This is a genomic window from Pseudoalteromonas sp. NH0006-46, assembly GCF_057547735.1.
Window position 1 is genome coordinate 14,636 of the sequence record NZ_BAAJML010000004.1, and the last position, 13,183, is coordinate 27,818.

At 40.5% G+C, this 13,183-nt stretch carries 8 protein-coding genes; 1 reads left to right on the plus strand and 7 read right to left on the minus strand.

Annotation, left to right across the window (positions count from 1 at the left end; genetic code table 11):
• Positions 1-193: 193 nt before the first annotated feature.
• On the minus strand, positions 194-1,210 hold the full coding sequence (locus AC27I2_RS09795) for a LacI family DNA-binding transcriptional regulator (protein WP_487204159.1): 1,017 nt from the start codon (positions 1,208-1,210) through the stop codon (positions 194-196).
• Positions 1,211-1,241: 31 nt separating this feature from the next.
• Entirely contained in the window at positions 1,242-2,234 is a 993-nt protein-coding gene (glk, locus tag AC27I2_RS09800) for a glucokinase (protein WP_487204160.1), read from the minus strand.
• 292 nt (positions 2,235-2,526) lie between these two features.
• Between glk and AC27I2_RS09805 the strand changes: the two genes are divergently transcribed.
• Positions 2,527-3,543, plus strand: a complete 1,017-nt coding sequence (locus AC27I2_RS09805; protein WP_138530090.1) for a LacI family DNA-binding transcriptional regulator — start codon at positions 2,527-2,529, stop codon at positions 3,541-3,543.
• A 297-nt stretch (positions 3,544-3,840) separates the two neighbouring features.
• Here AC27I2_RS09805 and AC27I2_RS09810 read toward each other — a convergent pair whose 3' ends face one another.
• From AC27I2_RS09810 to AC27I2_RS09830, 5 genes are all read right to left on the minus strand, one after another.
• Positions 3,841-6,252, minus strand: a complete 2,412-nt coding sequence (locus tag AC27I2_RS09810; protein ID WP_487204161.1) for a glycoside hydrolase family 15 protein — start codon at positions 6,250-6,252, stop codon at positions 3,841-3,843.
• 9 nt (positions 6,253-6,261) lie between these two features.
• Complete coding sequence (locus AC27I2_RS09815) at positions 6,262-7,761, minus strand: MFS transporter (protein WP_487204162.1); 1,500 nt, start codon at positions 7,759-7,761, stop codon at positions 6,262-6,264.
• Entirely contained in the window at positions 7,754-9,613 is a 1,860-nt protein-coding gene (locus tag AC27I2_RS09820) for an alpha-amylase family glycosyl hydrolase (protein WP_487204163.1), read from the minus strand. Before AC27I2_RS09820 ends, AC27I2_RS09815 begins: the two co-directional genes overlap by 8 nt.
• An 84-nt stretch (positions 9,614-9,697) precedes the next feature.
• Complete coding sequence (locus AC27I2_RS09825; protein ID WP_487204164.1) at positions 9,698-11,554, minus strand: glycoside hydrolase family 13 protein; 1,857 nt, start codon at positions 11,552-11,554, stop codon at positions 9,698-9,700.
• Positions 11,554-13,047 carry a tryptophan halogenase family protein gene (locus AC27I2_RS09830; RefSeq protein WP_487204165.1) on the minus strand — a complete coding sequence of 498 codons (1,494 nt, stop codon included), beginning with the start codon at positions 13,045-13,047 and terminating at the stop codon, positions 11,554-11,556. The genes AC27I2_RS09825 and AC27I2_RS09830 overlap by 1 nt, the downstream gene beginning before the upstream one ends.
• Positions 13,048-13,183: the final 136 nt, after the last annotated feature.

Consider the following 13,183-nt stretch of genomic DNA (forward strand, 5'->3'; position numbering starts at 1 on the left):
ACACCGGTGTCACTGTATTAACTCACAGCTATGACACCGGTGTCAACCCTGGCCGCTAAATTTAATTTAACTTTTTATCATGACCAATTAATGAACACTTAAATTCTTGTGTACATACACACTTTTATCAAGCTGCGGGCAAAAAAAGCCTGAATAAGCGTCACTCATATTCAGGCTACTGTGAAAAAGTATTTTATGGATTTACGCGTGCTGTTGATTCACGCGTTATTAAACGTGATTCAAGCGTGATTTGAAAGGGTTGCTCTTGTGGCTCTGTAATGTGGTTAATTAATTGGGTAACCGCAAGCTTTGTCATTTCTTCTACTGGTTGGGCTATGGTTGTTAACCCTGGCCAAATATGACGTGCAATAGGTGCATTATCAAAACCGGCTATAGAAATGTCGTCAGGTACACGCAATTGCCTTTGTGTTGCGAGTTTGAGTACAGCCGCGGCCATGTAATCGTTTGAAGCAAATACGGCGGTGGGACGAGGTGACAAATCTAAAATGCTGCGCGCGCTGTCTACACCTGAGTGGTAACTAAAGTTACCTTCTTCAACTAATCGCTCGTCAAACTCAATATTGTGATTTGCTAAAGCGCGCCTGTACCCTTTAAAGCGTTGCTGTGTTGCACTATGATCAGGATGACCTTTAATAAATGCAATTGACTTATGCCCAAGGCTGATTAAATGTTCTGTGATTTCAAATGCGCCCTGCTCGTCGTTGCTACGAACAGAAATAGATTCATCTTTTAGAATTGCGGAAGCAACTCTAGCAAACGGAATTTTTTTAGCTGTTAAAAACTCGACCAACTCAGGAAAATCACCAAAAGGTGGCGTAAGTACAATGCCATCTAGACGAGATGTTTGAAGCAACTGCTCAACATTACTAATTAAAGCTTCGCCTCTGTATTCGCATGGATGAATTAGTAAGTTGTAATTGTTTTCTTGGCAAGCGGCTAATGCACCAGTTTGAACACGCGTGATATAACTTTTACTGGGATTGTCGTATAAGCAGCCAATAATAAAGCTTCTGTTTTGTGCTAAACCACGCGCAATAGGATTTGGCGTGTAATCTAGTTCTTTAAACACAGCGAGTACTTTTTCACGTGTGGCTGCACTTACGTTAGGCTCATTATTTAGAACCCGCGACACTGTTTTTTTAGACACACCAGCATGACTTGCTACACTGTTGATTGTTACTTTTTTCATCACTCTATTTTCCACATGCAATCAACAAAAACTACTTGGCGTTGTGCAAACACGCCGCTGCGCCAATTAAAGGTATGTTGTCTTGTGTTACTAATGTAACAGGTATTTGACCTGTGTATTGCGACATAATCCCTTTTTGCGAAAAGCGTTCAACAAAGCGACTTTCGAGCAAGCGGGCTTGCATACGCGGTAGTATTCCACCACCAATAAATAAACCACCTAACGCGCCGTAAGCTAACGATAAATCACCTGCTACACTGCCTATCCAATCACAAAACTGGTTTAATGTTGCATCGCACACATCACACTCGCCACTATTTGCTAAACTGCTAATTTGAGCAGCATCAAGGTTTTTAGGCGATTGCCCTTTAACGGCAGCCATTGCTTTATACAAATGGGTAATGCCTGGGCCAGAAAAAACGGTTTCAACGGAAACGTGTTGATGCTCTTTTTTTAGTTCTTGAATTAATAAAGCGTCGAGCTCTGTCACCGCTGCAAGTGATATGTGTCCGCCTTCGGAGCTTAAAACAGAAGTAGAATGAGATGTTCTAACTAGGCAAGCCGCACCAAAACCCGTTCCTGGGCCCATAACGCCAATGTTTGCGTTATCGTCTGCCTGACCGGCTTTTATAACAACATTTTGCGATGGGCTTAAATAAGGTGCAGCGTACGCAAAAGCAGCAAAATCATTAATAACATCAAGCTCATTCAATTCAAAATGGGCTTTAAAATCGTTAACACTAAAGTGCCAGCCTAAATTTGTTAAGTGAACCTGACCTGCCTTTATTGGGCCTGCTACCGCCAAACATGCACGTTTTGGTGTAATGTGTGGTACGGTTGTTAGGTAATGTTCCAGTGCTTTTTCAAGTGAGCCAAAGTTAGCACTAGGGAATGTATTATTGTGCTCAATAGTAAATTGATTTGTTGTATCATCAAACCATGTAATTAAAGCAAAGCGCGCGTTAGTTCCACCAATATCGGCAACTAAGATAGGATCAAATTGGGTAGAAGAGTTTAGGCTCATGGTGTTATCTCTTTTGTTTAAGCAATCAGTGCTTTTTTGTTCTACAATAGTAAACCATTGGTGTAATTGCTTTAGGCTATCACCCTAAAGCGGCTATCAGAGAAAAAATGCTGCCTGTAGCTATTACAAACAGCCAATTCGTTTTGACAACAAAATGATAAAACATAAATATTATGACACCGGTGTCACAGTCAAATCAATAAATAATTTGCTTTAAACACAAAAAGCTTGAAATATTTAATTAATAAACGAAAATGGCACTATTGTGTATTACATTAACTAAGTTGTGATAATGAAAGGTAAAGCTACATCATTTGATATTGCCCACTATGCAGGGGTATCTCAATCAACTGTATCTCGTGCTTTACGAAATAGCCCGCTTGTAAATGAAGAAACACGCAAGCGTGTTCACGACATAGCAAAAAAGCTCAATTACAAGGTCGACAAAAACGCAAGTAACCTGCGTACTCAGCAAAGCAGCACGCTAGCCTTATTATTATTTGAAGACCCGACTTCTGACGAATCACAAATAAACCCATTCTTTTTATCTATGCTGGGCAGCATTACTCGCGCGTGCGCAAAAGAAGGTTACGATTTGTTAGTGTCGTTTCAATCAGCCAGTGCAGATTGGCAAGCCGATTACGAGGATAGCCACAGAGCCGATGGCATTATTTTACTCGGTTACGGTGATTACATAGACTTTCAGCCAAAGTTTAAAACCCTACTTGATCAAAACACTAAATTTGTATGTTGGGGTGCAACGGTAGACAACAGACCCGATCTAACCGTGTGCTGCGACAATTACGGCGGTGGTAAACAGGCGGCGGCGCATTTTATAGCCCACAACAGGCAAGACTGTGCATTTATTGGCGATGCCTCTGACCACAGCCCAGAATTTTTTGCTCGTTTTCAGGGGTTTAAAGACGAACTAGAGGCTAACAATATTGCTATAAACGAACGTAAAATGGCTAACGCTATTTCAACGGAAGAATCAGGCTATCATGCAACTCGCTCACTCATTGCCAATAATATTAAATTTAACGCGTTATTCGCAGCAAGCGACTTAATTGCAATTGGTGCTATTCGAGCACTCAAAGAAGCAAATATTAACGTCCCTAAAGATGTTGCAGTCGTCGGGTTTGATAATATAGCTATAGCCAGCTTTGTAAACCCACCACTGACAACCATAGAGCAAAACACTACCGTTGCAGGTCAAATGCTCGTTGAAAATTTACTAAAATTAATTCGTGAAGAAGAAGTACAAAGCACCCTTTTACCCCCCGTGTTAATTGCTCGCGGATCGAGTTAAATATTTAACCTGAACTGTGGATAATATATCTATTTAAAGCAGCTATTCTTAGCACTAACTGCGTTAAATTTATTTGCAATAGGCTCGCTGTTGATCCGTAAATTCGCCTTGTTTTCACTTAAAAATTCTTGCTAGAGAAAAACAGAATTAAATTTAGTTAAAATTTAGTTGGTTAATAAATCTCTTAACCAAAGTTCAAGTTATTCAATACACAGCACCCTGTTTCAAATATAACTTTACCTTAAATATAAAAAAACCACGCTATAAGCGTGGTTTTTCTTTACTTAGTAGACAAGTTTACTTTAGTGCTTTTTCTACCACTGGGTAATAATCCCATACTTGTTTATCGCTTAATGAGCGAACTAGCTTTACGTACTCGGCATGTGTCCACGCTAATGGTGTAGCTGAGTTAGTACCTTCGCCCAACTCATAACCGGCTTTATTAACACCTACGCCATCCCAAACTTGCTCAGGCAACATCATGCCTTCATTCGCAAACTGTTCTAGGCCTTTTACGTAACTATTTCTAATATCAGCCTGCTTAGCATCATTAAGTGTTTTGCTAGCGTTAGCTGCAGCAATTTCGTAATGGCCACGTTCACCAGTGAAAAATGGCCATACACGACCACGTTGCCCAGGAGTGTTAGCGCCGCCCTCTGCGTAATTTGTACCTGTTACTTCATCTTCGCCGTAACCGTCGTTACCGTAACGGCGGTAGCCTGCAAATGTGCCAGTGCCATCTTCAAAACTAAAGCTATATTTTACCTGTAGGTTATCTTCAAGCGTTTCATCGTCATATTCAGGCAATGTTTTAACAATGCTTTCGTCGTTAGCGCCACGCACACCGTAGCGTACAAGTTCTAAAAAACCACCATCTAAAATTTGCTTTTTATTAAACCCTTCACGGCCATTATTCGCATTAATTTTGGTGTCTGAATTAGCATCAGTATCTTGGCCTATACGAATAAAGTACTCACCATCGGTATTTTCGCTTTTTAAATTACCCTTTGTGGTAAACATTTGCGATTCTATTTCGCTGTTATACTTCTTAGCCGTTTCTAAATAACGCTTAGCGTTTTTATCGTCACCGCTAAGTGTTGCTATATCGCTGGCTGTTATCAAGCCCGCAACAATTGCAGCCGTCGTAGAAGGCGAGTAACCTTCTTGCTCTTCCCAGCGCTCCTGCTGTGTTGCCGGTGGAGTAATTTGCGTGTCGTTCCATAAAATTTTAGCAAGGCCACCATCAACTAAAAAATCGGCTGCCGGTTTTAGCATTTTACCGTACCAACTTTTTAGTTCATCGTCGCTAAGTACATTGGCTTTATGTAACTTCCAGGCAAGCATAATAGGCATAGCGGTTTGATCTAACTGTACACCTACCCATTCAAGCTCACCATCTACATGTGTTTTTTGTAAAAACCAGCCAGTATCGCCATTATTACCGGGCGTATTGCTGTTAACTTGTACTTTTTCAAGGTACTCAAATGCTGTTTTAGCAGTGGCTGTATCGCCGAGCGCCATAAATGCCATTGCAACTTGGTAAAAATCGCGCACCCATACCGCTTTATAACCAGTAGAACCTTCTTTTGCAGATACAGTTTCACCCCATGGGTTTGACAGTGATGCAATAAGTGCACCCGCGTGTGTTTTATCTTCTTGTGCTTTTAAAACCATGGCACTGGTGTATAAAAGCTTGCCGTTATCGGCAGTTTGCTCAACCATGCTTGCTAGTGGCTCAAGACTTTGTATGTAGTCTTGCCAACCTAGCTCGTCGCCTTTACCGTTGTAGTGATCAAGTACCGCTTTATAGCCCTTTGCCAAGCTTTGCTCACCGTGCTGCATACTTTGCTGCTGCGTGTTACCAAAGCTTAAAGCTAAATCAAATGTAGTGTTGTTACTGATATCACCGAGTTCTGCAAGCATGTTTACATTACCTGAAGCATCACCGGTATTCGTATACTGATTGCTAATTGCTTGTGTTGTTTTAAGTGAGCTTATGCCATCACTTTCACCTGTAAAGCCAACGGTTTGCGCTTTAAAAGGTGAACTTGATTGTAATGTTAAATAGTTATCGCCTTCCCAGGCTACAAGCCCTTGCTCTGTTGTTTTAGCAAAGTCACCTAATCCGTTATTATTAATGTATGGGTTAACGTTAACGTAGGCTTTTAAACCCTCTAATTGAGTATTAAATACACTTCGTACAAATAATGTTTGTGTATCTGGGTCGGTAAATATGTGTTTTTCTAAACTAAAGCGACCTTGCTTGTCGGTACTTGTTACTTTATAAGCTAGTGAAAGTGGTCTGCCTTGCTCATCTTTGTATAAGTAATCAATGGTTACGTCTAAGTCATCAGCCTCGGTTACCGTAAAGTCTTCACCGCTAACAATAAATTGCATGTCTTTTATTTGTGCTTGGTGAATAAGCCCAAACATAGTTTCTGTGATCATCCCTTTAGCAATAGAAAACCACACTTTCGATACATTGCCTGTTGCAGCTGAGTCACTGTACTGACCGTTTTTATATTCTTCAAACGATGTGCCGATACCTGTTTTACCTGCATACGCCCAAAATGGCTCTGCGCCTGGCGCGCCAGGTGCCGATTTAACCTGTGCAGCGATATTTTCATTATCTGTGCTTGTGTTTTGTGCACCGCAGGCAGTTAAACCCAATGTTAAAAGTGAGGCAGTTATAAGGTTATATTTTTTCATTGTGTGTCCTTAATTAGAATTTTTAACGCGCATTACGGCTACAGCGGCAACGACAAATGAGGCTGCGCCAATTAGTAATGCGTAAATAGGCTGATTTGAAAATGCGTGACGTAAAATAAGCCCTAGAATACTGGCTGCTAGCAATTGCGGGATAACAATAAAGAAGTTAAAAATGCCCATGTAAACGCCCATTTTATTACTTGGTAAGGCGTTACTTAACATAGCGTATGGTAGCGATAGAATAGAGGCCCACGCAAAGCCCACACCAATCATAGGTATAAGTAACATTTTAGGATCTTGAATAAACATAAAGCTTGCAAGGCCTAACGCGCCTAGCAATAAATTAAAACAATGCGCGCCTTTTAGACCCATTTTTTTAACTAAAAACGGAATACACATAGCGGCAATAGCAGCAAAACCATTGTAAGCGGCAAATAAAATACCCACCCAATCTGCACCATCGTTAAATGCTTTAGAAGTTGCATCGCTACTACCATAGTGAAAGCTAGTCACCGCGGCAGTGGTGTAAATCCACATGGCAAATAACGTAAACCAGCTAAAAAACTGTACCCATGCAAGCTGCTTCATGGCCTCTGGCATTGTGAATACATCTTGCACTACTTGGTAAAAACCACCTTGGGTTTTATTAGCACTTTTAAGCGCTGCTGCAATCCACTGCACAATCCCAAATGCTAGTAAACCACCAGCAAGTAGGTAAAGCTCTTTTTCAAGCGATAACCCCATTACTAATGCAAGAGTTGCTAAACCTAACACCACAAAAATAATGGCGCCTTTGTTAAAGTTAATATCGGCAATAATTGCAGTGGTAGACTTCGCTGTTTGCTTTTCAAATTCAGCAAGTTGTTCTGGGCTATATTCCTTGGTGCGTGCCACAGTCCATAAAACAGCTACTAATAAAACCACCCCACCCCAGTAAAATGAATATTTGACTGACTCGGGAATTTGCCCTGCCCCTGCCGTATTGCTTACATCAAACCAGTTGGTCATCATCCAGGGTAATGCTGAGGCTAATACCGCTCCAATACCAATAAAAAAGCTTTGTAAACCATAGCCTGTTGCACGTTGTTTCTCTGGCAGGTTATCACCAACCAGCGCTCTGAAAGGTTCCATGGTCACGTTAATCGAGGCATCCATGATCCATAACATACCTGCAGCAATCCAAAGGGTTGGCGAATGCGGCATAATAAATAACGAAAGCGTTGTTAACACTGCCCCTACAAAAAAGAACGGACGACGGCGGCCAAATCGGCCCCAAGTTTTATCGCTCCAATAACCTATAATGGGCTGAACAATTAAACCGGTTAGTGGTGCAGCAACCCATAAAATGGGTATATCATCTACTTGGGCGCCTAATGTTTGAAATATACGGCTCACGTTACCGTTTTGCAGGGCAAAACCAAACTGTATGCCTAAAAAGCCAAAGCACATATTCCATATTTGCCAAAAACTTAGATTTGGCTTGTCACTATTATTATTTTGATTATTCATTATTAGCCTTATTTGTTAATACTGCGCTGCTAAATGCTTCAAGTGTCAGGTTAAATGTGGCGCCTTGCGAGTGTGTTTTAAGTGCCACTTGGTGTTGCTCAAGTAAATCAACAAGTAGTGAGCTTTCACCCAGTTTTGTTACTTGCTCAAGAGATAAATCAACAGAGATACTCTGTGTTTGCTCACTAAAGTTACTGAGTACCAAAATTGTTTGCTGCCCAAGCGCTCGGCTAAACCCAACAATACGATCGCTGCCTGTAATAGTAAGCTCTTGCATATCGCCGCCCACAACAGCAGGTAAAGTATTTAAAGCCATAATTGCTTTGTAATATTCACGCAATGCAGCTTGTTCGTTAGTGAGTTTTGCACCATCAAACTGACCCTTATTCATCCATGCTTGATGAGCGGGAACACCTATATAATCAAAAATACTGGTGCGCGTTGGCGAACCAAATCCAGCATTTTCAGAACCATCTTCACCCACATCTTGACCAAAATATAATAAGCTTGGCGCGCGACTAATTAAGTTAGATACCACCATAGCGGGTTTACCCCACGCTGCATTTCCTGCAAAGTCTGGGCTGGCAATGCGTTGCTCGTCATGGTTTTCTAAAAAATGCAGCATGTGTTGCTCTATATCGGCAACGGTTTTATGCGCATCAAAAATAGTGTTTGCTGGCTGCTTGACTTGCATAATGGCCTTTAACGTATCGTAAAAGCCGACTTTATCGTAAAGGAAATCCATTTTACCTTGATGAATATAAGCACGATACATTTTCGGGTTGTATACTTCAGCCAATAAAAAGGCGTCTGGCTTTTGCATTTTTATTGATGAATTTAAAAAGCTCCAAAATTCAACCGGTACCATTTCGGCCATGTCGTATCTAAAGCCATCAACGCCTTTGTCGAGCCAAAAAAGTGCAATGTCTCTAAATTTATACCAGCTGTTAGGAAGCTCTTTATCTTGCCAAAATTCATAATGAGCACGATAATCTTGCGTCGCTATAGTTTTTGGTAATGTTGGAAAGTCGTAACTGCCATTTGGTTTAACACCGTAATTAACTTTTACGGTTTCGTACCAATCATTTATGTCGGGTTTTGGCGCTCTTGCACCATTACCTGTCCATTTTGCTGGGTTTTCGTCAAAAAAGCCGTCCGCAAGTGGATGAGCATTGCCACCTAGGACTTGGTAATTAGCATCTGTAGGTACTTGAAAAGACTTTCCTGGTACATAGTAAAAATTATTATTTTTATCATACTCTTTGCTGGTGTCATCTTCTTCACCAAAGTCTTTAACACCTTTTGGCTTACCCAGCGATTCGTAGTTACGCGCCACATGGTTAGGTACTATATCAATAATGACCTTCATTCCATGATTATGTGTGCGTTCAATAAGCTCACTAAATTCGCCCATTCGGTTAGTGACGTTAATCGCTAAATCGGGGTTTACGTCGTAGTAGTCTTTAATTGCATAAGGTGAGCCAGCGCGCCCTTTTACAACATCAGGATCGTCTTTAGAAATACCGAACTGCGTATAATCACCCACTAATGCGTGATGCAATACACCCGTATACCAAACGTGCGTGGTACCTAGTTCTTTAATACCCTTAAGCGCAGCGTTGTTAAAGTCGGCAAATTTGCCCACGCCGTTTTGCTCTTTGCTGCCCCATGGCACATTGGCGGTTTGCGTATTACCAAATAAACGAGTGAAAACTTGATATACAACAGGCTTAGCTAACTCATTAGCTTTACTCTGTGTTACTTGGGGTTGCTCATCTTTATTACTTTCTGAGCAGCTACTAATTAATAGTGCGCTACATAAAATTGCAGGTGCATAAACTGATTTTTTCATTGTGTGTCTTTTGTCAGTGCGTATCACTTAATACTAATGATTAGTGCAGCAACCATATAGTTGCTGCATACGTATTCAGGCAAACTATTGTGGTGTATTTATTACTAAAACGGTGGCACTCATTGCCGGTAAAGCCACTGTATCACCTAGTAATTGTGTTTTGTTGGTGAATAAGTTATGCGCTTTAGCATTTTTTGGCATTACTTCCTGCATATACTCAATATTCTTAACTAGCTCTTTTGTGTTTTTATTCATAAATACCAACACAGTTTGCTCGTCGCTAATACGCGCATAACTATACACACCTTGTTGAGGCGTAAAGTGCACTAACTTGCCTTTATCTAGTGCAGTGCTGCTTTTTCTAAAGTTAAGCAAGGTGCTAATTGTTTTATGCATGTCTTTTTGCTGCGAGGTAAGCCCTTTACCTGTAAATCCATTACTCGTTTGGCCTTTAAACCCACCCGGGAAATCTATTCTAATATCACCATGGTCTTTACTTGGGGTGTTATCTAGTAAAACCTCCGTACCGTAATACATTTGTGCAATACCGCGCGTGGTTAAAAATAGGGTCATAGCCATTTTAGTTTTTGCAACATCTTGACCAAGCTCGGTGTATACACGGCTCATATCGTGGTTATCAGCAAACACCATAATGTTATTGGTATCAGGGTATAAAAAGTCATTCGCCAACGACTCATAGACTTTAACCCAGCCCGTGTTCCAACTTTCATCTTCATTTAGCGCTTGAATTACCGACTCTTGTAACGAAAAGTCCATCACACTGGGTAGGCTTGATGTATAGCCATCTTGATTATTTTTACCACGTTGCCAGTAAGAGGCAATTGCAGGGTTAGAGGTCCACTCCTCTCCTACAATATTAAAATCTGGGTATTCTTGCATAATGGCTTTTGTCCAATCGCTCAAAAATGCTTTATCTGAGTAAGAGTAGGTATCAACGCGAATACCGCTTAAATCCGCGTATTCAATCCACCAAATAGCGTTTTGAATTAAATATTCACTTAACAGTGGTTGCCGCTGATTTAAATCAGGCATGGTTTCTACAAACCAACCATCGTTAAACTGGCGCTTGTCGTACTCACTGGCGTGTGGGTCTTGTATAGTTTGGCGTGCATGGCTTGTGGCGTTTTTGCCATTGTTAAATTCACCATTAAAGTTAATCCAATCTTTGGTAGGCTTATCTTTAACCCAAGTATGCTCTGAGCCAAAATGGTTGAGTACCATATCCATTACAAGGCCTATGCCTTGCTCTTTTGCTTTTGCAGATAGCGTTTTATATAACTGATTTGAGCCCATACGTGGGTCAACTTTATAAAAGTCAGTAATTGCATAACCATGGTAAGAATAATCTGGCATGTTGTTTTCAAGTACTGGCGTTAACCAAAGCTGAGTAATGCCTAAATCGTTTAAATACGGTAATGCGTTTATAACACCTTGTATATCACCCCCGTGGCGTCCGCCCTTTATACTAGGATTTGCGGCTTCTAACATGCTAGGAACAGTATCGTTTTGCTCATCACCATTAGCAAAGCGATCTGGGTTGATTAAATAAAGGGTATCGTTAGACGTAAAGCCTTGGCGCTTTGCACTGTTTTTATCACGTGCAAGTAGTGGAAATTCGAAACTTTGGCTCGCTTCGCGGCTATTAAATTGAAGAGTTCCCGCTTGAGCGGCGTCGGTAATGGTAATATTTAAAAATACATAATTTGGATTATCGGTACGGGTTACTTTATTTAACTTAACGCCATTGTATTTAGCTAATTTAATTTGCTCGTTTGCAATGTTTTGCTCATGCACCATGATGGTAATCGTGTTTTTATTCATGCCTACCCACCAATTAGTAGGTTCAACGTCAAGTGCATAGGTTGAGCATGAAAAAGCACACGCTGTTGTAAGTAATAGTTTATTTAAAAATCGCATCATTAAACCCTTTTTATATTGGCTAAAAATTCTTTATGGGTGGGTAATTGTTCTACCGTTGAATTAATAAGCGCTTTTAATGTAGAAAATAAATCGTTTAGTTGTTCACTACTGAGTGAGTCAACAATACTATTGTAATCATCGGGAATAAGGCCTTGCCCAATGCATACCTGTTGCCAAGCCACTTCTGCAAATAGCTCGTCACTTTCTCGAACTACCTTGCCTGTTTGCCTAAATAAATCCATTTTATGAGCTAACGATTGAGGAATATCCATCTGCTTACACTGGCGCCAAAAAGGAGTATCTTCTCGTTCGGTTAACTTGTAGTGTAAAATAATGAAGTCGCGAATATGCTCTATCTCGGTCACACTTTGCTTATTAAATTCAGTAACAAGCGCATCACTAACGCCATTGTGAGGAAATAACTTAATTAAACGTATAACCGCACTTTGAATTAAATGAATACTAGTGGACTCCAGCGGTTCTAAAAAACCACTAGAAAGGCCCACTGCTACTACGTTTTTATGCCATTGCTTTAGACGTCGTCCTGTTTTAAATTTTATTAAACGAGGGGATGTTGTCGGTTCACCCGGTAAGTTGTTGAGTAAAAGCGCGGTAGCTGACTCGTCAGATAAATAGCGGCTGCAATAAACCAACCCATTACCTGTTCTATTTTGCAAAGGTATTTGCCACTGCCAACCTGCGTTATGTGCAATAGAACGTGTATAAGGCCTTAATTCATCACTTCCTGTTGATTGCACTGCTACGGCGCTATCGCATGGTAAATAATGCGACCAATCAACAAAGCCTGTATTAAGTGTTTGCTCAATTAAAAGTGCACGTTGCCCCGTACAATCTATAAATAAATCACCCTCAATTTGGCTATTATTATCAAGCGTTAGACTGTTAATTTGGCCTGTGTTAGGGCATTGCGTGATATGCTCAATTTTTGCATCTATGTGTTTTACACCGCGTGATAACGCCAATTTTTTTAAGTACTCAGCATATAGAGTCGCATCAAAATGAAAAGCGTAGCTAAGCCCAGGCAGTTGTGTATTTGGAATAGATTTAAGTGGTGCAAATTTGTGCTTTTTAGCGGCTTGGTAATTAAGTGAAAAATCCCATAACGAATCTTCACTGCCACTTATTTGCCCTTTTATCCAAAAGTTATAAAAATCACAAAAGGGAAAATCTTTACCAAACGAGCCAAATGCATGCATGTAACTATGAGATGGTGTTTTCCAGTTTTCGAACTCGATGCCAAGTTTTATAGAGGCATTGGTGGCGTTTATAAAGTCTTGTTCATTAATACCCAACGCATTGTTAAGCTGAATAATAGGCGGAATGGTCGCTTCACCGACGCCTATTGTGCCAATGCTACTGGACTCTATAAGCGTGATGTTAATTACTTTACCTAACACTTTATTAAGTAGCGCTGCGGCTATCCAACCAGCGGTTCCACCACCCGCAATAACAACGTTTTTTATTGGTTTCATAGTATTGCCCACGTGTTAATACCAACTCAACATAGCACTTAATGGTTTGATTGGTATAAATCAGATTTTGATAAAATTTAGATAAAGTAGCTATAAAAAAGCCCTTGTAAAATAAATTACAAGGGCTTCTACACAC